This is a genomic window from Pseudomonas rhizophila, assembly GCF_003033885.1.
Taxonomy (GTDB): domain Bacteria; phylum Pseudomonadota; class Gammaproteobacteria; order Pseudomonadales; family Pseudomonadaceae; genus Aquipseudomonas; species Aquipseudomonas rhizophila.
The window spans coordinates 5,221,706-5,245,919 of the sequence record NZ_CP024081.1 but is presented as its reverse complement, the minus strand read 5'-3'; the positions used below and the strand labels follow the sequence as shown (position 1 = coordinate 5,245,919).

The 24,214-nt window shown below is 61.3% G+C and carries 19 protein-coding genes; 13 read left to right on the top strand and 6 right to left on the bottom strand.

Annotated features, from left to right (window positions below; all coding sequences use genetic code 11):
* Positions 1–95: 95 nt before the first annotated feature.
* From rsmA to CRX69_RS24365, 4 genes are read right to left on the bottom strand one after another with little or no spacing between them, the layout of a single operon-like run.
* Positions 96–914, bottom strand: a complete 819-nt coding sequence (gene rsmA, locus CRX69_RS24380) for a 16S rRNA (adenine(1518)-N(6)/adenine(1519)-N(6))-dimethyltransferase RsmA (protein ID WP_047228071.1) — start codon at positions 912–914, stop codon at positions 96–98.
* Positions 911–1,900 (bottom strand): 4-hydroxythreonine-4-phosphate dehydrogenase PdxA, encoded by a 990-nt coding sequence (pdxA, locus tag CRX69_RS24375; RefSeq protein WP_107322997.1) that lies wholly within the window; start codon positions 1,898–1,900, stop codon positions 911–913. The genes rsmA and pdxA overlap by 4 nt, the downstream gene beginning before the upstream one ends.
* Positions 1,897–3,213 (bottom strand): peptidylprolyl isomerase SurA, encoded by a 1,317-nt coding sequence (gene surA, locus CRX69_RS24370; protein WP_155417177.1) that lies wholly within the window; start codon positions 3,211–3,213, stop codon positions 1,897–1,899. The genes pdxA and surA overlap by 4 nt, the downstream gene beginning before the upstream one ends.
* Positions 3,194–5,992 carry an LPS-assembly protein LptD gene (locus CRX69_RS24365; protein ID WP_047228069.1) on the bottom strand — a complete coding sequence of 933 codons (2,799 nt, stop codon included), beginning with the start codon at positions 5,990–5,992 and terminating at the stop codon, positions 3,194–3,196. The genes surA and CRX69_RS24365 overlap by 20 nt, the downstream gene beginning before the upstream one ends.
* A 130-nt stretch (positions 5,993–6,122) precedes the next feature.
* Here CRX69_RS24365 and CRX69_RS24360 point away from each other — a divergent pair, with 130 nt between their 5' ends.
* The 3 genes from CRX69_RS24360 to CRX69_RS24350 are packed head-to-tail and all read left to right on the top strand — an operon-like array spanning position 6,123 to position 8,585.
* Entirely contained in the window at positions 6,123–7,148 is a 1,026-nt protein-coding gene (locus CRX69_RS24360) for an aminoglycoside phosphotransferase family protein (RefSeq protein ID WP_047228068.1), read from the top strand.
* Complete coding sequence (murU, locus tag CRX69_RS24355; protein WP_047228067.1) at positions 7,145–7,816, top strand: N-acetylmuramate alpha-1-phosphate uridylyltransferase MurU; 672 nt, start codon at positions 7,145–7,147, stop codon at positions 7,814–7,816. Before CRX69_RS24360 ends, murU begins: the two co-directional genes overlap by 4 nt.
* Before the next feature lies 1 nt (position 7,817).
* Entirely contained in the window at positions 7,818–8,585 is a 768-nt protein-coding gene (locus CRX69_RS24350) for a TerB family tellurite resistance protein (protein ID WP_047228066.1), read from the top strand.
* Between the two features lie 42 nt (positions 8,586–8,627).
* Here the strand turns inward: CRX69_RS24350 and CRX69_RS24345 are convergent, their stop codons facing one another.
* The gene (locus CRX69_RS24345; RefSeq protein WP_076383433.1) at positions 8,628–9,623 is read right to left on the bottom strand and encodes an alpha/beta hydrolase family protein; all 996 of its coding nucleotides are present in this window, start codon (positions 9,621–9,623) and stop codon (positions 8,628–8,630) included.
* Between the two features lie 74 nt (positions 9,624–9,697).
* On the opposite strand from CRX69_RS24345, the gene CRX69_RS24340 reads away from it, so the two are divergent.
* The 10 genes from CRX69_RS24340 (at position 9,698) to trpE (ending at position 22,170) form a co-directional block, all read left to right on the top strand.
* Positions 9,698–12,094: a PAS domain-containing sensor histidine kinase gene (locus CRX69_RS24340; RefSeq protein ID WP_107322996.1), complete on the top strand. Its 2,397-nt coding sequence runs from the start codon at positions 9,698–9,700 to the stop codon at positions 12,092–12,094.
* 132 nt (positions 12,095–12,226) lie between these two features.
* Positions 12,227–12,856 (top strand): response regulator, encoded by a 630-nt coding sequence (locus CRX69_RS24335; RefSeq protein WP_076383435.1) that lies wholly within the window; start codon positions 12,227–12,229, stop codon positions 12,854–12,856.
* Positions 12,857–13,201: 345 nt separating this feature from the next.
* Positions 13,202–14,326 (top strand): ABC transporter ATP-binding protein, encoded by a 1,125-nt coding sequence (locus CRX69_RS24325; RefSeq protein ID WP_047228062.1) that lies wholly within the window; start codon positions 13,202–13,204, stop codon positions 14,324–14,326.
* A 49-nt stretch (positions 14,327–14,375) separates the two neighbouring features.
* Positions 14,376–15,419, top strand: coding sequence for an ABC transporter substrate-binding protein (locus CRX69_RS24320; RefSeq protein WP_047228061.1), 1,044 nt, complete (start codon positions 14,376–14,378; stop codon positions 15,417–15,419).
* Between the two features lie 194 nt (positions 15,420–15,613).
* A complete protein-coding gene (locus CRX69_RS24310) occupies positions 15,614–16,861 on the top strand; it encodes an ABC transporter permease (RefSeq protein ID WP_047228060.1) in 1,248 nt (415 codons plus the stop codon).
* A 12-nt stretch (positions 16,862–16,873) separates the two neighbouring features.
* Positions 16,874–17,698, top strand: a complete 825-nt coding sequence (locus CRX69_RS24305) for an ABC transporter permease (RefSeq protein ID WP_047228059.1) — start codon at positions 16,874–16,876, stop codon at positions 17,696–17,698.
* Between the two features lie 203 nt (positions 17,699–17,901).
* Positions 17,902–19,050: an iron-containing alcohol dehydrogenase gene (locus CRX69_RS24300; protein WP_047228058.1), complete on the top strand. Its 1,149-nt coding sequence runs from the start codon at positions 17,902–17,904 to the stop codon at positions 19,048–19,050.
* A 78-nt stretch (positions 19,051–19,128) separates the two neighbouring features.
* Entirely contained in the window at positions 19,129–19,803 is a 675-nt protein-coding gene (gene rpe / locus CRX69_RS24295; RefSeq protein ID WP_047228057.1) for a ribulose-phosphate 3-epimerase, read from the top strand.
* Positions 19,800–20,618 carry a phosphoglycolate phosphatase gene (locus CRX69_RS24290; protein ID WP_047228056.1) on the top strand — a complete coding sequence of 273 codons (819 nt, stop codon included), beginning with the start codon at positions 19,800–19,802 and terminating at the stop codon, positions 20,616–20,618. The genes rpe and CRX69_RS24290 overlap by 4 nt, the downstream gene beginning before the upstream one ends.
* Positions 20,619–20,688: 70 nt before the next feature.
* Positions 20,689–22,170: an anthranilate synthase component I gene (gene trpE / locus CRX69_RS24285; RefSeq protein WP_047228055.1), complete on the top strand. Its 1,482-nt coding sequence runs from the start codon at positions 20,689–20,691 to the stop codon at positions 22,168–22,170.
* Between the two features lie 107 nt (positions 22,171–22,277).
* On the opposite strand, the gene estP is transcribed toward trpE, so the two are convergent.
* The gene (estP, locus tag CRX69_RS24280) at positions 22,278–24,185 is read right to left on the bottom strand and encodes an esterase EstP (protein ID WP_107322994.1); all 1,908 of its coding nucleotides are present in this window, start codon (positions 24,183–24,185) and stop codon (positions 22,278–22,280) included.
* Between the last annotated feature and the right edge of the window lie 29 nt (positions 24,186–24,214).

Here is a 24,214-nt window from a genome sequence, read left to right as displayed (position 1 = left end):
AAAAGCGAAGCGGGACGCGGGCGTAGCTGAGAAGATCAGTCTAGGCCATGTATCGGGTAGTAGACCAGACGTCCCACCCGATAGCGATGAGCTTGTCAGATGGCGTCGGCTTTGGGCGTTACCTGTTCGCTGAGTTTGTCGGCCAGGCGCACGAACGCCGCCAGGTCCAATTGCTCGGGACGCAGGCTGCCGTCAACGCCGGCGGCTTCGATTTCGGCGCTGCTGAGCAATAGCTTCAGGGTGTTGCGCAGGGTTTTGCGACGCTGATTGAAAGCTTCGCGTACGACGCGCTCCAGCAGGCGATGATCCTTGGCCGGGTGCGGCAGGACGGCATGGGGTACCAGGCGGACGATGGCCGAGTCGACTTTGGGGGGCGGGTTGAATGCCCCGGGGCCTACGTTGAACAGATGTTCGACCCGGCAATGGTACTGAACCATGATCGACAGGCGACCCCAGTCACCGCCGCCAGGGCCAGCAGCGAGCCGTTCGACCACCTCTTTTTGCAACATGAAGTGCATGTCGCGGATCAGGCCAGCGTTGCTCAGCAGATGAAAGATCAGCGGCGTGGAGATGTTGTACGGCAGATTCCCCACCACCCGCAGGCTATTGGGCGCAGCCTCCAGGCTATTGAAGTCAAACTTCAGCGCGTCGCCCTGGTGCAGGTTGAAATTGCTCATGCCAGCGAACTGCTGGTTGAGGATCGGGATCAGATCCTTGTCCAGTTCCACCACATCCAGTTGCGCACCGCTGCCGAGCAGGCCTTCGGTCAGCGCGCCCTGGCCCGGGCCAATCTCCAGCAGGCGATCGTCGGGTTTGGCATTGATGGAGCGCAGGATGCGATCGATTACGCCAGCGTCATGCAGGAAGTTCTGGCCGAAGCGCTTACGCGCGCGGTGTTGGTATTGCTCGGTCATAAATGGGTCTCGGCCATCTGGTAGGCGGTTTCCAAGGCGACCTGCAGGCTGCCGGTATCGATCCTGCCACTGCCGGCCAGGTCCAGGGCGGTGCCATGGTCCACCGATGTGCGGATGATCGGCAGGCCCAGGGTTACGTTGACTGCCGCGCCGAAGCCTTTGTACTTCAGTACGGGCAGGCCCTGATCGTGGTACATCGCCAGCACCGCGTCGCAGTGCTCCAGATATTTGGGGGTGAACAGAGTGTCGGCAGGCAGCGGGCCACGCAGGTCCATGCCCTCGCTGCGCAAGCGCTCCAAGGTGGGTTCTATGGTGTCGATTTCTTCATGGCCCAGATGTCCGCCTTCACCGGCATGGGGGTTGAGCCCGCACACCAGGATACGGGGCCGGGCGATGCCGAACTTTTCCTGCAGGTCGGCGTGCAATATCCGCGTGACCCGCTCCAGGCGTTGCGGGGTGATGGCCTCGGCGACGTCCCGCAAGGGCAGGTGCGTGGTCACCAGTGCCACGCGCAGGCCGCGGGTGGCGAGCATCATTACCACCTGCGTGGTGTGGGTCAGGTCCGCCAGGAACTCGGTATGCCCGGAAAAGGCAATCCCGGATTCGTTGATCACGCCCTTGTGCACCGGAGCGGTGATCATGCCGGCGAAACTCCCGTCCAGGCAGCCCTGGGCAGCGCGGGTCAGGGTTTGCAGGACGAATGCCGCGTTGGTCTTGTCCAGTTGCCCGGTAACCACCGGGGCGCCCAGTGGCGTATCCCAGACATACAGGCTGTTGGCGGGTGCCGGGACATCCGGCCAGGCTCCCGGTGTCACCAGCAGCAGGTCGACGACCACCCCCAGCTGCGCAGCCCGCTCGAGGAGCAGGTCGCGGCTGGTGATGGCTATCAGGGGATGTGGCTGGGGTTGCGAGGCGAGCAGCAGGCACAGGTCGGGACCGATGCCGGCAGGCTCGCCGGGTGTCAGCGCGAAACGCTTGGGTTTCACTGCGCTGCCTGGTCTGCACCAGGGAGTTTGATTTCGACGTAGGCTTCATCGCGAATCTGACGCAGCCAGGTTTGCAGCTCTTCGTCGTATTTGCGGTTGCGCAGCACGGTCATCGCCTGTTGTTCACGAGCCTGGGTGGTGCTGTCGGTGGCGCGGCGGCCAAGGACTTCCAGTACGTGCCAGCCATAAGGGCTCTTGAACGGCTTGGACAACTGGCCTTGTGGTGTCTCGGCCATCACCTGGCGGAACTCGGGCACCAGTGCGTTCGGGTCAACCCAGTTCAGGTCGCCGCCGTTGAGGGCTGAACCCGGGTCTTCCGAGAAGCTCTTGGCCAGCTCGGCGAAATCTTCACCCGCTTCGATGCGCTCATAAAGCTTTTGCGCCAGACGCTGGGTCTCGGCTTCGCTGCGGATCTCGCTTGGCTTGATCAGGATATGACGAACATGCACTTCGTCACGCACCTGAGCACCGCCACCGCGCTTTTCCAACAGCTTGAGGATAATGAAGCCGCCGGGCGTGCGGGCTGGTTGAGTGATGTCACCCACGGCCATGCTGCTCAGTTCGCGATCGAACGGAGGGGGCAATTGGGCGGCTTTGCGCCAGCCCATATCACCACCTTCCAGGGCGTTGTCACTGCCAGACCTGGCAATGGCCATCTGACCGAAGTCGGCGCCTTGCTTGAGCTGCTGGTAGATGTCCATCGCCTGGCGGTAAGCATTCTGGATGGCTTCGGAGTTGGCGCTTTCCGGGGTAGGAACCAGGATGTTCGCCAGGTGCAGTTCCTCGGAAAGCTGCATCTTGCCCAGATCGGAGGCGAGGAAGTTTTTCACTTCCTGCTCGGACACCTGGATGCGTTCGGCTACACGACGCTGGCGCACACGGCTGATGATCATCTCGCGGCGGATCTGATCGCGAGCGTCCTCGTAAGAGAGGCCGTCGCGAGCCAGGGCGGCGCGGAACTGGTCGACGCTCATGTTGTTGCGCTGGGCAATGGTGCCGACGGCCTGGTTCAATTCTTCATCAGTGATGCGGATGCCCGAGCGTTCGCCAATCTGCAATTGCAGGTTTTCGACGATCAGGCGTTCGAGCACCTGTTGATCCAGTACGCCCGGAGGCGGCAAGCCACCACCGCGCTTGGCGATGGTCTGCTGCACTTCATGGACGCGCTGGTCCAGCTGGCTTTGCATGACCACGTCGTTGTCGACGATAGCCACCACTTTGTCGATGGGCTGTACCGCGGCGTTGGCCGCAGTACCCAGGAACAGCGCGCCCAGCATCAGCGGGCGCAGACAATCAGAAAGCTTGGTCTTCACGTTCACGATAACCTTGGATGCCTTTGTCGAGGAAGCTCTCTACCTTGGCGCCGGTGAGGCCGCCGAGTCCCTTCAGGACAATTTGGAGGAAGATGCCGTGGTCGCCCTTCTCGTTTTCCGGGGCGGCTTGACTGAACTCTTCATAGTCGACCCAGTAACGGTTGATCAGGCGCAGTTTCCAGCAGCAGTTGTCGTATTCGAAACCACCGAAGGCTTCCAGGGTACGGTTGCGGTTGTAGTCATACTGCCAGCGGCTGATGAGATTCCACTGCGGCACGACCGGCCAGATGACCGAGAAGTCGTGCTGCTGGATCTTGTAGTAGTCCTTCACGTAGCCCGGAGTGCCCGGAGTGCCATAGTCGCCACCACCCACGGACCATTGGCCAGTAGTCTGGTCGTAGCGCACCTGGTCGTTGCGGTAGCGGTAACCGGCGTTGATGACCTTGTTCGGGTTGTCTTCAGGCTGGTAGTGGAACATCGCGCTGCCAGAGCGGGGGCTGCGGGTGTCCGGGTCCCAGTTGTACGTAGCCGTGGTTCGCCAATCGCGGTTCCAGCGGAATTCGTACTCCAGTGCATAAGGAGATACGTCTGACTTGGCATCTTCACGCGTGTTGAAATCGATGCCTGGCAGTTGAACTTCGCGGTCCTTGAAGTAAAAGGCCTGGCCGACGCTGACGCGCTGGCGCTCGAAACCGTTTTCCTGGATCCAGCGGCTGGTCACGCCCAGGGAGAGTTTGTTCTCGTCGCCGACACGGTCGGAGCCGGAGAAACGGTTGTCCCGGAACAGCGAGGAGTAGCTGAAGGTGGATTCGCCAGTGTCGAAAACCGGGATGTCGCTCTGATCTTTCTCCGGAACATAGAGGTAGAACAGGCGCGGCTCCAGGGTTTGACGGTAGTTACTGCCAAACCACTGGGTGTCCCGGTCGAAGTACAGACCGCTGTCGATGCTGGCGATTGGGACGCCGCGGCTCTGGCTGCCACTATAAGTACCCCGCAGGCGATCAGCCTCGGCAGACTGTGCGGCAATTTGCGACTTGCCCGTGCCATCCAGGTCCAGATCGTATTGGGTGTACTGGTATTTAAGCGACGGCTTGATGAAGCCATAGCTTGCTTCCATTGGTAGGCTCACAACCGGCGCCAGGTTCAGGCGATTGCCGTTAGCCCGTGCCAGGCCGCGAACGTTGGTGTCCAGCCATCGCTCGGCGTTGCCGTCCTCATCGGTGTAATTGCCGGTCCGTAAATCTCGATCAAACCGCACCAGCTCCGTCTTGTAGGCGAAATCCAGACCATACGGGTGCTGCGGCAGGTCGCCAATGAAGGTGATCTGCGGCAGGCGGTTATACGGCGTGATCTTCGAAATCGTCGCCATCTGGTAAGCCTGGGCATTCAGCCGCGCAACGTAGTTGTCACCCCGATAGCTGACGGCGCCCTGCTGGTTCACGTAGTCATTTGACTCGACACCAATCTGGTCGGACTGCAGATCCTGGAAGTAATAAGGATCGCTGATCTTGGTGTAGTCGACTTCCGTCAGCACACGCGAATCGAGCCCGCCCTTGTGCTGCCAGTTGTACATGTAGCGGGTCTTGTCGTAGTCGGACTGGCCGCTGCGTTCATCGTCTTCATCGTTGAGGTACGCCGCACCGAACTGACCTTCGCTGGACTTGGTCAGGTAGCGGAATTCGCCTTCCATCAACAGGCCGCGCTTGCTCATGTAACGTGGGTACAACGTGGCATCGTAGTTGGGTGCCAGGTTGAAGTAATACGGGGTGACCAGCAAAAAGCCGGTATCGCTGCCAGTGCCGATTGTCGGCGGCAGGAAGCCGGACTGGCGACGGTCATCGATCGGGAAATAGATGTACGGCGTATACAGGACCGGGAAGTCCTTGACCCGCAGCGTCACGTTGGTGGCGGTGCCGAAGCCGGTAGCCGGGTTCAGGGTGATGTTGTTGCCCTTGAGTGTCCAGGCGTTGCTGCCCGGCTCGCACGTGGTGTACGTACCGTCCTTGAGGCGGATGATCGCGTTTTCAGCACGCTTGGCGTACAGCGCGTTACCGCGGATGCGCGACTTGTGCATCACGTATTCGGCGTTGTCGACCTTGGCTTCGCCAGTGTCCAACTGCACATCGGCGTGGTCGCCGACGATGAGCGCACCGTTATCGCGAACGCGCACGTTGCCGCTCAGCTCGCCGCGGTTTTCAGCCTGGTACAGGTTGGCCTCGTCGGCCTCGACCTGCATGCTGCCTTGACGCATGACCACGTCGCCGGCCAGCGTTGCCACCTGCTCTTCCTGCTGGTAGCGCGATGCTTTGGCGCCAAGGAAGGTCGGAGCGTCGCTTTTGTCCGTCTTGTCATTCATGCCAGGACGAACGGGCTCGATATAGGCGCCGGCGCAATAAGGACCGGTTTCGGCCAATTGGGCAGGGGTGAGGTTCTCCCGTGGAACCCAGTCCAGGTGACTGTAGTCCGCACTGCGAGACTTCAGGCCGCGGCCTTTGGCTTCGGTGACGAGCACGGGCTTGTCGCCGGCTTCTTCGCCCGAGCTGCTGTCGGCCGGGGCCTCGCCGCTGGCGGAAACCGCACTGCCGTCATGCACCGGACGTGGCGGCAATGCAGCAGCCGGCGTCTTGGGCGAACAGTCCCAGGCACCCGAAGCGGAGACGGAGCAGTCATACTGCTCTGCCGCGACGACGAATGAAGAGGCCAAGGGTTGCAGGGCCAGCAGACTGCCGGTGACCAGCAACGGAAATTTTTTACGAAACGCGGGGGATTTCAATGCCATCTTATTAGTCCGGGCTTCCTGCGTGCCATCTGCCCGCGGTGTGGGCCGCACGCCTCTCGATGGTCTGAAAAAGATGCTGGATAATAAAGCATGACCCGCTTGACGGCTAGCGCCGTCGGAGACCCTTGCAATGCCTGACCAAGATGTACGCCTGCAACACCTGAAAGTTTGGCTCGATGAGCAGCTGCCGATCCTTTTTGTTCAGCAGGGCTGGGGCGCCGTACCCCCGGCCACGTTGACTGCGGCCAGCAGCGACGCGAGTTTTCGCCGTTATTTCCGCTGGGAAGGCGAGGGCCGCAGTTTGATCGTGATGGATGCGCCACCGCCCCAGGAAAACTGCAAACCCTTCGTGGACATTGCTTTTTTGCTGGCTAAATCCGGCATCAACGTGCCAAAAATTTATGCCGAAGACCTTGAGCGCGGTTTTCTTTTGCTCAATGACCTGGGCAATCAGACGTATCTGGACGTGATCAACGGCGACAATGCCGACCCATTATTCCGTGACGCCCTGCAGGCCCTGCTGGCTTTCCAGCAACTGCCGATGGTCGCGCCACTGCCCAGCTACGACGTCGCTTTGCTGCGCCGGGAGCTGGAGCTGTTTCCTGAGTGGTACGTCAAGCATGAGCTGGGTATCGAATTCGATGCTGCTCAACAAGCGCTCTGGCAGCAGGCCAGCGACCTGCTGATCAACAGCGCGCTGGCTCAGCCGAAAGTGCTGGTTCATCGCGACTACATGCCGCGCAACCTGATGCTCAGCGAACCGAACCCCGGCGTACTGGACTTTCAGGATGCGGTCTACGGCCCGGTGACCTATGACGTCACGTGTCTGTTCAAGGATGCCTTTCTCAGTTGGCCCGAGGAGCGCGTGCGTGGCTGGCTCGAGGATTACTGGCAGCAGGCCGGTGCGCTTGGCATCCCGGTCCAGCCGGACTTCGAGGATTTCCTGCGGGCCAGCGACCTGATGGGCGTGCAGCGCCATCTCAAGGTCATCGGGATTTTCGCGCGTATTTGCCACCGCGACGGCAAGCCGCGCTATCTGGGCGATGTGCCGCGCTTCTTTGCCTATATAGAAGCGGTCATTGCCCGTCGCCCTGAACTGGCGGAACTGGATCAGTTGCTCTCCAGCCTGCGTCAGTCGGCCGGAGCGACGGCATGAAAGCGATGATCCTGGCGGCGGGTAAAGGGGAGCGGATGCGGCCCTTGACCCTCACCACGCCCAAGCCGCTGGTTCGTGCCGGCGGTGTTCCCTTGATCGAATACCATCTGCGTGCCTTGGTTCGGGCCGGGTTCAAGGACATTGTGATCAATCACGCCTGGCTCGGTCAGCAAATCGAAGATTATCTAGGGGACGGTTCACGTTTTGGCGTGAGCATTCATTTCTCGCCCGAAGGTGAGCCGCTGGAAACCGGCGGTGGCATTTTCCGCGCCCTGCCGTTGTTGGGCGACGAGGCGTTCCTGGTGGTCAACGGCGACATCTGGACCGATTACGATTTCAGCGCCTTGCGCCGACCTCTGGACGGCTTGGCGCACCTGGTACTGGTGGATAATCCCGAACACCATCCGGGCGGCGATTTCCTCCTGGCCGACGGACAGATTCATGATGGCGGGGCGGCTGCCGACAAACTGACCTACAGCGGCATTGCCGTCTTGCATCCGCGGTTGTTCGAGGGTTGCCTGGACGGCGCGTTCAAACTCGCACCGCTGCTACGCAAGGCCATGGCCGAGGGCCAGGTCAGCGGCGAGCACCTGAAGGGACACTGGGTGGATGTGGGGACTCATGAACGTTTGGCGCAGGTTGAAACCTTGATAGAAGCGAGCCGTTGATATGTGGTGGCCAGGGACTCTGATTGGAGCCGGGGCGGGCTTTGCCATAGCCAGCATTCCGGGGGCCATGCTGGGAGCGTTATTAGGACAGGCGCTGGATCGGCGACTTAATCTGCAAGGCTGGGCGCAGCTGCGCGAGCGTTTGGGTGGCCGTCCGGCATTACGCAACGATGAGTTGCTGTTTGTATTGCTGGGCCGGCTGGCCAAGAGCGATGGACGAGTGGTGGATGGGCACATCCAGCAGGCGCGTCAGGAGATGCGCGCGCTGGACCTGAGCGAGCCAGCGCAACGCCGGGCCGTCGCCGCATTCAACCGGGGCAAAACCGGAAACGACCATTTGCGCGGTTATTTGCGTCGCCTTGCGACCCAGCCCCATGCGGCTGAGGGTGTGCTGCGCGCCTGCTGGCGGATGGTCTGGGCCGACGGTCGCGCGGGCATAGCCGAGCGTGAGTTGCTTGCTCAGTGGGGCAAATGGCTGGGGTGGACGCCGCAACAGGTCCAGGCACTGGCGGCGGATTACGAACCACACAAACAGTCGTTGCCCAACAGCGGCGCGACCTATCAGGAGGCGTTACGCTTGCTGGGAGTTTCGGCCACCAGCGAGCCGTCGCAGATCAAGCGGGCTTATCGCCGTCTGCTCAGTCGTCACCACCCGGACAAGATTGCCGGCAGTGGGGCGACGCCGTTGCAAGTGCGTGACGCCACCGACAAGACCCGGGAGTTGCACAACGCCTATCGGTTGATCCGCGAGCGCCGGGACTTTCGCTAGAAGGGGATCACCACGGTGGCTGGCTTGGGGCTTGTCTAAGCCTCACTCCCCCGGCTTCTGCGGGTTCAACCAACCCCGTACCCGACGAAACAGCTGTTCTTGCTGCGCCGATGAGTTGGGCACCGCTTTGAGTGACACCTGACTGAAGCTCGACCCTTTAAGACGCTTACTGGCCTGTAAACGCTCCAGCGCTGCATTGCGATCCTGCGGTTTGTCCATGTAGAAGATGTCGGCGGTGGCCAGTTTCAAGGTGGGAGTCAGTTCGGCCAGGGCGGGCTTGACTGCGAGCGGGGTCTGGGCGGCGACCATCACGAAACGCTCGATCTGCGAGGGCTGTTTTTCATTCAGGTAACGTGCCGCCCAATAGGCGCCGGTGCCGTGGCCCAGCAGAACAATACTGCGGGCGCCCTGCTGTTCGGCGTAGGCCAGTGCGGCATCGATGCGGGCAAAGATACGTTCGGCATCGGCCAGGAGGTGTTCCTCGCTGGTTTGGGCAACGACCGGATCTACAGCGTCAGCCTCGCCGCCCGCCACTTGTTCAATCGGTGCTGCGGTCGTGGCGTCCGGTGCCGCGCCAGCCACGTCGGCCGGTTTGGTCTCGGGCGGTGTTTCCACCACGCGCGGTGCGATGACGTCGCTTTGCAGGTCCGGCAGGGTGATACTCAGGCTGCTCCACTCGATATCCGGTAACTTTTTGCGCATCGGGCCGATCACTTGAGGCCAGTCAGCGGTTTCGCCGGCGCCGGGGACTATGATGACCGCACCCTTGGGTTCGCTGGTGTTGGCTGGTTTCCAGAGAGCCAGGAAGGTGTCGCTGCCGGTTTGTAGCTGTTGTTGCTCCTGGACCGGGATCTCCCGTTCAAGTGCTGTCGCTTCTTCCTCGCTGCGCTCGAGCAAAGGCGGACGCTCGACCGGTTTTTCCTCGGTGGCTTGATCCGCCGCCGCGGGGGCCGGTTCTTCAGCCTGTACAGAAAAGGCACTCGGCAGGATCAGCGACAGGCACAATGCTGGCAATGCCAGGCGATAAACAAAGGGCATCGGATATTCCATGACCAGAAGTATTTCCGGCAGCCTAATGGGTTGGTCAGTATTTGTCAGTGCATGAGACTTCGATGATGCGTTTTTGCTGCCTGTGGGTTATCGGCTGTTTATGGCTTCCCTTGATGGCGTGGGCCGCGCCCGCACCGTCGTTGACTGGGGTGCAACTGGACGCGGGCCAGCGACAATGGCTGCTCCAGCATCCGCAACTGCGCGTCGGCCTCGTGTTGCAGGCGCCCTATGCGCAATATGACCGGCGCTTGCAGCGTCTGTCCGGCACCAATGTCGAGCTGATGCAGTGGTTGGGCAAGGCGTTGAATGTCGAACTGACCTGGCGCAATTTCCAGGACGTGGCGCAGTTGGAAGCCGCGTTGCGCTCCGGTGAGGTGGATATTGCCCCAGGGCTGAGCCAGACCCCGGCCGGGCTGCGACTCTGGCGGTTTTCCGACCCCTACATGCGCGTGCCGCAATTGATCGTGGGCCAGAAGAAGGGCGCCGAAGGGGTCGAGCTGGAAAAGCTCGATGCTCAAGTGCGGGTGGCGGTGCGCATGCCCAGTACCACGGCCGATTATTTGCGTAGCAACTACCCGACGTTGAATCTTCAAGGCGTACCGTTGGAGCGTCAGGCGTTGCAACTGTTGTTGAGCCAGCAGGCCGGTTACGCGGTGGTCGATGAGGCGCAGTTGGGGCGACTGATGGTCGAGCCTGAATTCGCCGGGCTGGTGGTCGTAGGCGATATCGGCCTGCCGCAACTGTTGCGCGTCGCCACTCGCCGGGATTGGCCGGAGTTGGCCAACATCATCGAGAGCGGTTTGCAGGCGATCCCGGCCAAGGAACTTGAGCAACTGCACAGTCGCTGGCTCAAGCCCAAATATCCGCGGCTGACCGACACCCCGGGTTTCTGGCAAAACCTGACCCTGTTGCTGCTGGCCCTGCTCTTGAGCTGCGTGGCGATCGTGTTTTGGCAGCGCCGCGAGCAAAGGGCGCTGGAGCGGCGCCTGCGCAATGCGCGAAATGACATCGCCCAGCGGGCCGCCAGCGAGGAAGCCCTGCGCCTGACACAATTTTCCATCGACCAAAGCACTGTCGGCATTCTCTGGGTCAATTGGGATAGCCATGTACGGTATGCCAACCGCGCCGCCGAAATCATGCTGGGCTATGCGCCGGGCGCGATCATTGAGCGCCCCTTGATCGACTTCGAACCGGGCCTGCACATGGATCGCTGGCTGAACCTGTGGAAACGCGCCCGGGCCAGCGAGGAGGGGCCACAGAGTTTCGAAACCGAATGCGTGCGGGCCGATGGAAGCATCCTTCCGGCCGATGTTTCCTTGAGCTTCCTGCGCTTTCGCGATGCCGAATACCTGGTGGTCTACATAAACGACGTCACCGAGCGCCGTCGCGCGCTGGCGGCGCTGCGCGAAAGCGAGGCGCGCTTGCAGGGGATCGCTGCCAACGTCCCGGGCCTGGTCTTTCGCCTGGAGCGGGCGCCGGTAACCGGGCAGATCGACTTTGCCTACATCAGTGAGGGTAGCGAAAGCCTCGTGGGGTATTCGCCAGCGACCCTGGCCCGTAGCGACACCGGCCTGCGCAGCCTCGTACACCCCCAGGACAAGGCCAGTTATCACCGCACTCAGGATCAGGCGCTGGACAGCGACAGCGACTGGTCGTGGCAGGGGCGCATCCTGACCCGCGAAGGCCGGGAGCGCTGGGCCGAGATCAAGGCCATTACCCGTCGTCTCGAGGACGGCGCTTACGTGTGGGACGGTATCGTCTGGGACATCACCGAAAGCAAGCGCATCGAACTGGAACTGGCCAGCTCCAGGGAGCAACTGCGCGAATTGTCGGCGCACCTGGAGAGCGTGCGGGAAGAGGAAAAGGCGCGCATAGCTCGGGAGGTCCACGACGAGTTGGGGCAAATGTTGACCGTCTTGAAGCTGGAAACGTCCATGTGCGAACTGGCCTATGCGCAGCTCGACCCGGGCCTGCAAGAGCGGCTCAACAGCATGAAGCGCCTGATTGCCCAGTTGTTCCAGTTGGTGCGGGACGTGGCGACGGCATTGCGACCTCCGATCCTTGATGCGGGCATCGCCTCGGCCATCGAATGGCAGGCGCGGCGTTTCGAGGCGCGCACGCAGATCCCATGCCTGGTACAGGTGCCGGACAATCTTCCGCCCTTGAGCGACGCCAAGGCCATCGGTCTGTTTCGAATTCTCCAGGAAGCGCTGACCAATGTGATGCGCCATGCTCAGGCGCATACTGTAGAACTGACGCTGGTGCAGGAAGACGACCAGCTTTGTCTGACGGTGAGCGACGACGGTGTAGGATTCGTTCCCGCCACGGGGCGGCCGACCTCCTTTGGTCTGGTCGGCATGCGGGAACGGGTGTTGATCATGGGCGGGCAGTTATCGTTGGAAAGTGAGCCTGGGGAGGGGACGACCCTGGCGGTGCGGGTACCGGTGAATGAGGCCTGATGATTTTTGTTTGGCTTGGCTTGGCTGACGCTATCGCGAGCAGGCTCGCTCCCACATTGATTGAGATGCACACACGCACAACCCTGTGGGAGCGAGCCTGCTCGCGATGAGATTCTGAATCTGGAGAAAAACGTGATCCGTGTACTGGTAGCCGAAGACCACACCATCGTGCGCGAAGGCATCAAGCAGTTGATCGGCCTGGCGAAGGACCTGGTGGTCGTGGGGGAGGCGAGCAATGGCGAACAATTGCTGGAGACCCTGCGGCATGTGCCCTGCGAAGTGGTGCTGTTGGATATCTCCATGCCTGGCGTCAATGGTCTGGAGGCGATCCCGCGGATCCGTGCGTTGAACAATCCGCCGGCGATCCTGGTGTTGTCGATGCACGATGAGGCGCAAATGGCGGCGCGCGCGCTGAAGGTCGGTGCCGCCGGCTACGCGACCAAGGACAGCGACCCGGCCTTGCTGCTCATGGCGATTCGCAAGGTCGCGGCCGGCGGACGTTACATCGACCCGGAACTGGCCGACCGCATGGTTTTCGAAGTGGGCCTGACCGACAGCCGACCGCTGCACTCGCTGCTGTCCGAGCGCGAATTCTCTGTCTTCGAGCGCCTGGCCCAAGGGGCCAACGTCAACGACATCGCCCAGCAATTGGCCCTGAGCAGCAAAACCATCAGCACTCACAAAGCGCGGCTGATGCAGAAACTCAACATCACTTCCTTGGCGGAACTGGTGAAGTATGCGATGGAGCATAAGTTGCTCTAAGCCCACCACAATCCCCTGTGGGAGCGAGCCTGCTCGCGATGGCGGTGTGTCAGTCAACCACGATGCTGGCTGATCCGCCGCCATCGCGAGCAGGCTCGCTCCCACACGGGCAGTGTGTCGGCATATCCATTTGCGACACGCCCCAACACCGCTTTTGTCCCTGCTTGCAGCTTGCAGCTCATAACTCACGACTGTCCTTATCCAATCCCGCCATCCTTGTAGGGAAATCCCTACACCGACTCTTCCATCCGGCTGAGGCGATTCTCTCCTGCGCCCCGATTTGCGCAGGCCCCAGGCTCCACTAGGCTTGATTCACAAGCAGTCATCAATACAAAAGGTGCGGGTATGAGCCAGGTCGATTCAAGCGCGGGGGCCAGTGATGTACTGGTCAGCTTTCGTGGTGTGCAAAAGAGCTACGACGGCGAGAACCTGATCGTCAAGGACCTCAACCTGGACATTCGCAAAGGCGAATTCCTGACTCTGCTCGGGCCGTCCGGTTCCGGCAAAACCACCAGCCTGATGATGCTCGCCGGGTTTGAAACACCCACTGCCGGTGAGATCCAGCTGGCCGGACGCTCCATCAACAACGTGCCACCCCACAAGCGTGACATCGGCATGGTGTTCCAGAACTACGCTTTGTTCCCGCACATGACCGTTGCCGAGAACCTGGCCTTCCCGCTGACCGTGCGCGGCTTGAACAAAAGCGACGTGAGTGATCGGGTCAAGCGCGTCTTGAGCATGGTCCAGCTGGACACGTTTGCCCAACGCTACCCGGCTCAGTTGTCCGGCGGCCAGCAACAGCGCGTGGCCCTGGCCCGGGCGCTGGTGTTCGAACCGCAACTGGTGCTGATGGACGAACCCCTTGGCGCCCTGGACAAACAACTGCGTGAACACATGCAGATGGAGATCAAGCATCTGCATCAGCGCCTCGGTGTGACAGTGGTCTATGTGACTCACGACCAGGGCGAAGCCTTGACCATGTCCGACCGGGTAGCGGTGTTCCATCAAGGCGAAATCCAGCAGATTGCCCCGCCACGCACCCTCTACGAAGAGCCAAGGAACACCTTCGTCGCCAACTTCATCGGCGAGAACAACCGTCTCAACGGCCGCCTGCACAGCCAGACCGGCGATCGTTGCCTGGTGGAGCTGGGGCGTGGTGAAAAGGTCGAGGCCCTGGCGGTGAACGTCGGCAAACCCGGCGAGCCGGTGACCCTGTCGATCCGCCCGGAGCGGGTGAGCCTCAACGGCGCAAGCGAACAATGTGTCAACCGCTTCTCAGGGAGGGTGGCGGAATTCATCTATCTGGGCGACCACGTCCGGGTTCGCCTGGAGGTCTGTGGCAAGAATGACTTCTTCGTGAAACAACCGATTGCCGAACTCGATCCCGGGCTCGCTGTTGGGGACGTGGTTCCGCTTGGCTGGCAAGTCGAGCATGTGCGTGCGCTCGATCCCCTTCTAGAGGCGAATTGATCGCCCCCTGCTGTACCAACACCAACCCTGCACGTGGAGAGAACAATAAATGTTGAGATCCCTGAAGTTCACAGCCCTGACCCTGGGCATGATGGGTGCGGCAAGCGCGATGGCGGCGGGCCCGGACCTGACTGTGGTGTCTTTCGGTGGGGCGAACAAGGCGGCTCAGGCCAAAGCCTTCTACGCGCCGTGGGAAGCAGCCGGCAACGGCAAGATCATCGCTGGCGAATACAACGGTGAAATGGCCAAGGTCAAGGCCATGGTCGACACCAAGAGCGTTTCGTGGGACTTGGTGGAAGTCGAGTCCCCGGAGCTGTCCCGAGGTTGTGACGAAGACATGTTCGAGCAACTGGACCCGGCTCTGTTCGGCAAGGCCGAAGACTACGTCAAGGGCGCCATCCAGCCTTGCGGCGTGGGCTTCTTCGTGTGGTCCACCGTGCTGGCCTACAACGCCGACAAACTGAAAACCGCACCGACCAGTTGGGCGGATTTCTGGGACACCAAGCAATTCCCAGGCAAGCGTGGCCTGCGCAAAGGCGCCAAGTACACCCTGGAATTTGCCTTGATGGCTGACGGCGTCGCGCCGAAAGACGTGTACAAAGTGCTGGCCGGCAAAGATGGCCAGGATCGTGCCTTCAAGAAGCTCGACGAACTCAAGCCGAACATCCAGTGGTGGGAGGCCGGCGCCCAGCCGCCGCAGTACCTGGCTTCCGGTGACGTGGTCATGAGCTCGGCCTACAACGGTCGGATCGCTGCGGTGCAGAAGGAAAGCAACCTGAAAGTGGTGTGGAACGGCGGCATCTACGACTTCGACGCGTGGGCAATTCCACGCGGTCTGGACAAGACCCGCGCCGAAGCTGCGAAGAAATTCATCGCTTTCTCGGTGGCACCGCAGCAGCAAAAGATCTACTCGGAAAACATCGCCTACGGCCCGGCCAATACCCAGGCTGTACCGCTGTTGTCCAAGGATGTCTTGAAAGACATGCCGACCACCCCGGAAAACATCGCCAACCAGGTGCAGATCGACGTCAGCTTCTGGGCTGACAACGGTGAGCAACTGGAGCAGCGCTTCAACTCCTGGGCGGCGAAGTAACCGCTGACAGAGATCGTTCCCACGCTCCGCGTGGGAATGCCGCCCAGGACGCTTCGCGTCCTTTGTGACGCAGAGCGTCATTGGATGCATTCCCACGCGGAGCGTGGGAACGATCGGCTCAGAGGCCAACGTTTCAAAAGAACAGAAGCGGCACGCCGCTTCTGTAACGATCAAAAAGATTTGCGGAGTTCGCCATGGCCATCGCCGTTCCACTGAACGCGGGCACCAGCCCCACCCTGAAGCAACGGCTCAAGCGCGCCGAGCGGGTCAACCGCTGGAAGGCCCAGGCCTTGATCGCGCCGCTGGTGTTGTTTCTGTTGCTGGTGTTCCTGGTGCCAATCGTGGCGCTGCTGTTCAAAAGCGTCAGCAACCCGGAAGTGGTCAACGGCATGCCGCGCACTGTCGCCGCGGTCGCTGCCTGGGACGGACGTGGGTTGCCAGGCGAGCCGGTATACAAAGCCGCCAGCGAAGACCTGGCCGAAGCGCGCAAGAATCAGACCTTGGGCGATTTGTCCAAGCGCCTGAACATGGAACTGGCCGGCTATCGCAGTCTGCTGACCAAGACCGCCCGTGCGCTGCCGTTCGCCACCGAGCCGGTTTCCTATAAAGAAGCGATGGAGAGCCTCGACGAACGCTGGGGGGATCCGGCGTATTGGCAGGTGATCCGCCGCAACACCAGTGATGTCACCCCGTATTACCTGCTGGCGGCCGTCGATCATCGCATCGATGATCTTGGCGAACTGGCCCCGGCCACCCCCGACCAGGCGATCTACCTGGATATTTTTGCCCGTACGTTCTGGATGGGCCTGGTGATTACCGCGATCTGCCTGGTGCTGGCCTATCCGTTGGCCTACCTGCTGGCGAACCTGCCGTCGCGCCAAAGCAACCTGCTGATGATTTTGGTGCTGTTGCCGTTCTGGACGTCGATCCTGGTGCGGGTGGCGGCGTGGATCGTGCTGCTGCAATCGGGCGGGCTGATCAACAGTGGCCTGATGGCCATGGGCATTATCGATAAGCCTCTGGAGTTGGTGTTCAACCGCGCCGGTGTCTACATCTCCATGGTCCATATCCTGCTGCCGTTCATGATCCTGCCGATTTACAGCGTGATGAAAGGCATCTCTCCGACTTACATGCGTGCGGCGATTTCCCTGGGCTGCCATCCGTTCGCCAGCTTCTGGCGCGTGTATTTCCCGCAGACCTATGCCGGTGTCGGCGCCGGTTGCCTGTTGGTGTTCATCCTCGCCATCGGCTACTACATCACTCCGGCGCTGCTGGGCAGCCCGAGCGATCAGATGGTCAGCTATTTTGTCGCGTTCTACACCAACACCAGCATCAACTGGGGTATGGCCACGGCGCTCGGCGGGTTGTTGTTGCTGGCAACCGTCGTGCTTTATCTGATTTACAACTGGCTGGTGGGCGCCAGCCGCCTGCGCCTGAGCTGAGGGGAGATTGAAATGCTGAGTCCTTACATGTCCCCCGTCGAGCGGGTGTGGTTCTACAGCTTGCGCATATTCTGCGGGCTGATCCTGTTGTTCCTGATCCTGCCGGTGCTGGTGATCATTCCATTGTCGTTCAACTCCGGCAGCTTCCTGGTGTACCCGTTGCAAGGCTTTTCGTTGCAGTGGTACCACGATTTCTTCGCTTCGGCGGAGTGGATGCGGGCGCTGAGGAACAGCGTCATCGTCGCCCCGGCGGCGACGGTACTGGCGATGGTCTTCGGTACCCTGGCGGCGATTGGCCTGACCCGTGGTGATTTCCCAGGCAAGGCGCTGGTGATGGCCCTGGTGATCTCGCCGATGGTGGTGCCGGTGGTGATCATCGGGGTGGCCAGTTACCTGTTCTTCGCGCCGCTGGGAATGGGCAACAGTTTCTTCTCGCTGATCGTGGTCCATGCCGTGCTGGGCGTGCCGTTCGTCATCATCACGGTATCGGCGACTCTGCAGGGCTTTAACTACAACCTGGTTCGGGCCGCCGCCAGCCTTGGAGCTTCGCCGTTGACGGCGTTTCGTCGAGTGACCTTGCCTTTGATCGCCCCGGGCGTGATCTCCGGCGCACTGTTCGCCTTCGCGACCTCGTTCGATGAAGTGGTGGTGACGCTGTTCCTGGCCGGTCCCGAGCAGGCAACTCTGCCAAGGCAGATGTTCAGCGGTATCCGCGAGAACCTCAGCCCCACCATCGCCGCCGCCGCGACGCTGCTGATCGCCTTTTCGGTGATCCTGTTGCTGACTCTGGAGTGGTTGCGTGGGCGTAGCGAGAAGCTGCGTACTGCGCAGGTCTGACGGTCAGTGTTGTACCCTGTGGGAGCGAGCCTGCTCGCGATAGCGGGAGTGTCAGTCGATAAAAATGTCGAATGTTCTACCGCCATCGCGAGCAGGCTCGCTCCCACAGGGGATTTGCGGTGTATTCATGGGCTGAATGGAAGACAACCTTAAATACCGAGCTATCCTTGTGCCAGCCCATACGCGAATAAGAGGCCGCGCACATGAGTCTTTCCTCATTCAAGATCGCCCACAAACTGATCACCGGTGCGGCTGCCATCGAGCAACTGGCGGCCGAGCTGACGCGGCTGGATGTCGATAACCCGCTGATCGTCACCGACGCTGCGCTGGTCAAGTCCGGCACCGTGGAGCTGGCGCTGCAGCATCTGGGCGGGCGCGACTACGAAATTTTCGACCGGGTCATGCCGGACCCGGAAATCGCCATCGTTGAAGACTGCATGCAGGCCTACCGTGACGGCGGCCATGATGGCTTGATCGGCCTGGGCGGCGGCAGTGCCATCGACATTGCCAAATGCGTGGGGGTCTACGCCGGTTACCACGGCGAGCTGCAGGATATGTTCGGGGTCGATCAGGTCCCGCGCAAAGGCGCGCCCATGATCGCCATCCCCACCACGGCCGGGACCGGCTCTGAAGTCACCAACGTGGCCATCCTCTCCGACAAGGCCGCGCAACTCAAGAAAGGTATCGTCAGCGATTATCTGCTGCCGGACGTGGCGCTGGTCAGCCCGCAGATGACCCTCACCTGTCCCCGGAGCGTGACCGCCGCCAGTGGCGTCGATGCACTGGTGCATGCCATCGAGTCCTACCTGTCGCTCAATGCCTCGCCGATCACCGATGCCTTGGCTATCGGCGCAATAAAACTGATCACCCGCGCCTTGCCCAAGGCCTACGCCAACCCCGCTCATTTGCAAGCTCGCGAAGACATGGCCACTGCAAGCCTGATGGCCGGCATGGCGTTCGGCAATGCCGGGGTCGGGGCGGTACATGCGCTGGCGTATCCGCTGGGGGGGCGCTTTCACGTGTCCCATGGTGTGGCAAACGCCTTGTTGCTGCCGTATGTCATGGCGTGGAACAAGATGGCTTGCGTCGAGCGCATGCGCGACATTGCCGAAGCCATGGGCATAAAGACCGCGCACCTGAGTGACCTTGAAGCCGCTGACGAAGCCGTGGAGGCCATGGTTGCGCTGTGTGCTGCCGTGGAAATCCCCCAGGGCCTGAGCAGCCTTGGGGTGACGGACGAAGTGATACCGTCCATGGCGGTGGAAGCAGCCGGGATCGAGCGACTGATGCGCAATAACCCACGCAAACTGAGCGCCAGCGATATCGAGAAGATCTACCGCGCGGCGTATTGATCGTCTGCCACGGTGGGCGCGCCAAATCTTGAGGTATACAATGCGCGCCATCGTGATTTCGCTCAAAACAGGTGCGTCATGCAGCCCTTCGCTATTGCTCCGTCGATTCTCTCCGCCGACTTCGCCCGCCTGGGCGAAGAAGTGGACAACGTTCTGGCCGCCGGCGCCGACATCGTGCACTTCGATGTCATGGACAACCATTACGTACCCAACCTGACCATCGGCCCGATGGTCTGCGCAGCGCTGCGCAAGTACGGCGTCACGGCGCCGATCGACGCGCACCTGATGGTCAGTCCGGTGGATCGCATCGTCGGCGACTTCATCGAGGCCGGTGCCACCTACATCACCTTCCACCCCGAAGCCACCCAGCACATCGACCGCTCCCTGCAGTTGATTCGCGAAGGCGGATGCAAGGCCGGCCTGGTGTTCAACCCGGCCACGCCCCTGGACGTGCTCAAGTACGTGATGGACAAGGTCGACATGATCCTGCTGATGAGCGTCAACCCCGGCTTCGGCGGGCAGAAGTTCATTCCTGGTACCCTCGACAAGCTGCGCGAAGCCCGCGCGCTGATCAAGGCATCGGGCCGTGATATCCGCCTGGAGATCGACGGTGGCGTGAACGTCAATAACATCCGCGAAATCGCAGAGGCCGGTGCCGACACCTTTGTCGCAGGCTCGGCCATTTTCAATGCGCCGGACTACAAAGAGGTCATTGAAAAGATGCGTGCCGAACTGGCCCTGGCCCGTCTATGAGCGGCTTTGAGCAGCTGTTCCCCGGCAGCCTGCCGCGTCTGGTGATGTTCGACCTCGACGGCACGCTGGTCGACTCGGTGCCGGACCTGGCGGCGGCCGTGGACAACATGCTGCTCAAGCTCGGTCGTCCGGCCGCCGGAATTGACGCCGTGCGCCACTGGGTCGGCAACGGCGCGCCCATGCTGGTGCGGCGGGCCTTGGCCAACCATATCGATGCCCAGGGCGTCGATGACGCCGAGGCCGAGCGGGCGTTGGAGTTGTTCAACGAAGCCTATGAAGGCAATCACGAACTGACGGTCGTCTACCCCGGTGTGCGTTCCACCCTCAAGTGGCTGCACAAGCAAGGCGTGGAAATGGCCCTGATCACCAACAAGCCGGAGCGCTTTGTCGCGCCGCTGCTGGATCAGATGAAAATCGGTCGTTATTTTCGCTGGATCATCGGTGGCGATACCCTGCCACAGAAAAAACCTGACCCGGCCGCGCTGTTTTTCGTGATGAAAATGGCCAACATCCCGGCCTCTCAATCGCTGTTCGTCGGCGACTCGCGCAGCGATGTGTTGGCGGCGAAAGCCGCCGGGGTCAAATGTGTGGCACTGAGCTACGGCTACAACCATGGCCGGCCGATCGCCGAAGAGTTTCCCGCGCTGGTGATCGACGATTTGCGCCTGTTAATTCCCGGTTGCCTGGACCCGGCCGCTGAGATAACGTTGCCCGACGCTGTTCAATCCTCTTCTGGAAACGCCATCGTGGTGGTCACTCGCAAACTCTGGATGAAAGTCATGAAGGCCCTGGCCCGCTGGCGTTGGCGCGCCTGACCTGATCCTGGCCGGTTATCCGGCGCGTTTGCATACCTGACTGTCAGCTCCTCCTGCCACGAGGCACACCATGATCCGCGAAGAATTCCTGCGTCTAGCCGCTGCCGGCTATAACCGTATCCCGCTTGCCTGCGAAACCCTGGCCGACTTCGACACGCCGCTGTCGATCTACCTCAAGCTGGCCGATGAGCCCAACTCATACCTGCTCGAATCGGTGCAGGGCGGTGAGAAATGGGGCCGTTATTCCATCATCGGCCTGCCGTGCCGCACGGTGCTGCGGGTCCATGACCATCGTGTCAGCGTGACCCATGACGGCGTCGAGATCGAAAGCCTGGAGGTCGAAGATCCGCTGGCCTTCGTCGAAACCTTCAAGGCTCGCTACAACGTGCCTACCATCCCCGGCCTGCCGCGGTTCAACGGGGGCCTGGTGGGTTATTTCGGCTACGACTGCGTACGCTATGTGGAAAAGCGTCTGGGCACCTGCCCGAACCCGGACCCGCTGGGCGTGCCGGACATTTTGCTGATGGTCTCTGACGCAGTGGTCGTCTTCGATAACCTCGCCGGCAAGATGCACGCGATTGTCCTGGCTGATCCGTCCCGGGAAGACGCCTACGAGCAAGGTCAGAAAAGTCTTCAGGCGCTGCTGGAAAAACTCCGGCAGCCGATCACGCCGCGTCCTGGCCTGGATTTCAGCAAACAGTCGGCGGCCGACCCGGTGTTCCGTTCCAGTTTCACTCAGAACGATTACGAAAGGGCCGTCGATACCATCAAGGAATACATCCTGGCCGGCGACTGCATGCAAGTGGTGCCGTCGCAACGGATGTCCATCGACTTCAAGGCCGCGCCCATCGACCTGTACCGGGCACTGCGCTGTTTCAATCCGACGCCTTACATGTACTTCTTCAACTTCGGTGACTTCCACGTTGTAGGCAGTTCACCCGAAGTGCTGGTGCGGGTCGAAGACAACCTGATCACTGTGCGGCCTATCGCTGGCACCCGCCCTCGTGGGGCCACGGAGGAGGCCGACCGGGCGCTGGAAGAGGACCTGCTGTCGGATGACAAGGAAATCGCCGAGCACCTGATGCTGATCGACCTGGGCCGCAATGACACCGGGCGCGTCTCGGAAGTCGGTTCGGTGAAGCTTACCGAAAAGATGGTCATCGAGCGTTATTCCAACGTGATGCACATCGTCTCCAACGTCACGGGCCAGTTGAAGGCCGGGCTGACGGCGATGGACGCCCTGCGGGCCATCCTGCCGGCAGGAACGTTGTCTGGCGCCCCGAAAATCCGCGCCATGGAAATCATCGACGAACTGGAGCCGGTCAAGCGTGGGGTGTACGGCGGGGCCGTGGGCTATTTTGCCTGGAACGGCAACATGGACACTGCCATTGCCATCCGCACCGCCGTCATCAAGGACGGTGAGCTGCACGTGCAGGCCGGCGGCGGGATCGTGGCCGACTCGGTGCCGGTGCTGGAGTGGGAAGAAACCCTGAACAAGCGCCGGGCAATGTTCCGTGCCGTGGCGCTGGCCGAGCAGACCCCAAGCGACTGAATGGAAGCTGATCAACTGTGGGAGCGAGCCTGCTCGCGAGGCGATGCATGTGTCGAACATGCCGGCCTCATCGCGAGCAGGCTCGCTCCCACACAGGGTTATCTCGATCAGAAATCCAGGCTGACCCCGACATTCACGCCCTGCTGGGTAAAGTCATCGTCCTTGCGCAGCGTATAACCGCCCCGCAGGGCCAGATCGTTGGTCAACTTGTGGCTGACCCCCAGGCTCAGGCGATTCAAATGACTCTGCGGCGTATAGCCTTCAAGCGTGAAATCATTGGCCGGCAGACTGTTGAGGGCGATGTTCACTTTTTGGGTGTCGTCTTCGTACTCGCGTTCGTGGGCATATTCGCCATACACCTGGGTCTGACGGGTGAAGTTGTATTTGCCTTGCAAGCCAATGCCCAAGCGTTTCGAGTCGCGGGTCTGGTCATCGAAAGTCAGGGCGGTGGAGCGGCTGCTCTTTTCTGAATACCCGTCGACTTCCACCTTCGCATAATCGGCGCTGATAAACGGTGACAGGTGCCACTGACTGCCCGGCTGGGCAATGTCGTAGCCCAGGCGCGTGCTGAATGCCCACAGGTGACCGTCGGTGTCACCTTTCTCTTGCGCCTGGTTGACGCCCAGGTCGAACTTGCGCTCCAGGTTGTCGTAGTCGAGCTTGCCGCCGGTCAACGCGGCATCGGCCCACCAGCGGTTCTGCTGGAACTGGGCGAAAGCGGTGGCCAGGTAGCTGTTGAGTTTGTAGTCCGAATCGGCGCTGCCTGCCTCCATGTCCTGGCGGTAGAAACCGGCGGCTACACCCACGCGCCAAGCCTCGTTGAGACGATAGCTGCCACCGACGTTCAGGCTGTAGCCGCTGCCGTCGGCGCTGGCGCCACTGCTTTGGCTGTCGATGTCCAGGTGCTGGCCGCCGCCTGCGACGATCGCCCGCCATTGGCCGACGGCTTGCCAGTTCTCCCAGTCCGATTGCCACTGGCTGCGTAATTCATCCTGGTGGGCGCGCAGGGTCGAGTGGGCCATTTCCGGCAGCAATGTCAGCTCCCATGGCGCCGCGAGCAGGGAAAAGGCGTAATCGGCGATCAGTTGCTGTCCGGTCTCGGTGGGGTGGACCGAGTCGTTATAGATCAGCTTGGTGGGGTCTGGCGTCGCGCTGTTGATGCCATAGGTGGGGTTTTCCGTGCAGCCGTTGCCGCTGAAGCAGGTGGCGGTGAGGTTCTCGCCGGTGGCGAGGCCGAATCGTGCTGGATCGGCGAAACTTTCCTGCAGCAGTAGCGGAACGTTCAGTGGAATGATTTCGGCATCAATGCCTTGCAGCCGCGTGACCAGTTGCTGGTTGAACTGGTTGCTGAGCTGCGAAACGGCGTCTTGTAAAGGCGTGCCATTGAGCGCAGGGGTCAGGCCCAGGTCGGGCAGCAGCCAGACCATCACATAACGGGCTCCGGCGGTTTGCAGCACCTGGACACTGTCGGCCAGGCGGTCCGCGGCGGCGTTCGCCTGGGCGGGGGTCAGTACCAGACCCTGGAGGAAGTCGTTACCGCCCCCGGAAAGGTAGTACAGCGCGTTCGGGTCGGCACGCAGGCCGTTGGACAGCAGGTATCCGTCACGGCTGCGTTCGCCAGTGTCGGAAACGCCGGTAATCGACTCGAGGATCTGGTCGGTACGATACCCGCCCACGGCCCAGTTGTTGCCATCGGCCTGGCCTTCGCTGGCACGAACCGCCGAGGTGGATGCCGCGGTTTCATCATCGGAAAAGCCCAACCGTCCGCCCAGCAGTTGGGTGGAATTGAGGGAATAGGATTCGCCGCTTCCGTCGAGATAGAGCGGGCCGGTGCGGTTGGTAAAGCGTTGCGTGGCCTCGGACGGACCGTTCGGGTCGGCAAACTGGCCGGCATCGTTGAGGCTGTCGCCAAACACGATGAAGCTGGAGTAGGGATTGGGCGCGGCGCTCGCCTGGGCGCAGGCCATTGCCAGCAGACAGCCGGCCATTGGTACGAATAACGTTTTTCTTAGCATGAGAAAGTCCGTTTTTATCTTATTGTTGT

Coding starts and splice junctions, on each gene's coding strand:
- CRX69_RS24345 (WP_076383433.1), bottom strand. CDS start 9,623: ATGCCCTTTGTTTATCGCCTGGCATTGCCAGCATTGTGCCTGTCGCTG.
- CRX69_RS24290 (WP_047228056.1), top strand. CDS start 19,800: ATGAGCGGCTTTGAGCAGCTGTTCCCCGGCAGCCTGCCGCGTCTGGTG.
- rpe (WP_047228057.1), top strand. CDS start 19,129: ATGCAGCCCTTCGCTATTGCTCCGTCGATTCTCTCCGCCGACTTCGCC.
- CRX69_RS24320 (WP_047228061.1), top strand. CDS start 14,376: ATGTTGAGATCCCTGAAGTTCACAGCCCTGACCCTGGGCATGATGGGT.
- trpE (WP_047228055.1), top strand. CDS start 20,689: ATGATCCGCGAAGAATTCCTGCGTCTAGCCGCTGCCGGCTATAACCGT.
- CRX69_RS24340 (WP_107322996.1), top strand. CDS start 9,698: ATGATGCGTTTTTGCTGCCTGTGGGTTATCGGCTGTTTATGGCTTCCC.
- CRX69_RS24365 (WP_047228069.1), bottom strand. CDS start 5,992: ATGGCATTGAAATCCCCCGCGTTTCGTAAAAAATTTCCGTTGCTGGTC.
- rsmA (WP_047228071.1), bottom strand. CDS start 914: ATGACCGAGCAATACCAACACCGCGCGCGTAAGCGCTTCGGCCAGAAC.
- estP (WP_107322994.1), bottom strand. CDS start 24,185: ATGCTAAGAAAAACGTTATTCGTACCAATGGCCGGCTGTCTGCTGGCA.
- CRX69_RS24305 (WP_047228059.1), top strand. CDS start 16,874: ATGCTGAGTCCTTACATGTCCCCCGTCGAGCGGGTGTGGTTCTACAGC.
- CRX69_RS24350 (WP_047228066.1), top strand. CDS start 7,818: ATGTGGTGGCCAGGGACTCTGATTGGAGCCGGGGCGGGCTTTGCCATA.
- CRX69_RS24325 (WP_047228062.1), top strand. CDS start 13,202: ATGAGCCAGGTCGATTCAAGCGCGGGGGCCAGTGATGTACTGGTCAGC.
- murU (WP_047228067.1), top strand. CDS start 7,145: ATGAAAGCGATGATCCTGGCGGCGGGTAAAGGGGAGCGGATGCGGCCC.
- CRX69_RS24360 (WP_047228068.1), top strand. CDS start 6,123: ATGCCTGACCAAGATGTACGCCTGCAACACCTGAAAGTTTGGCTCGAT.
- CRX69_RS24300 (WP_047228058.1), top strand. CDS start 17,902: ATGAGTCTTTCCTCATTCAAGATCGCCCACAAACTGATCACCGGTGCG.
- CRX69_RS24310 (WP_047228060.1), top strand. CDS start 15,614: ATGGCCATCGCCGTTCCACTGAACGCGGGCACCAGCCCCACCCTGAAG.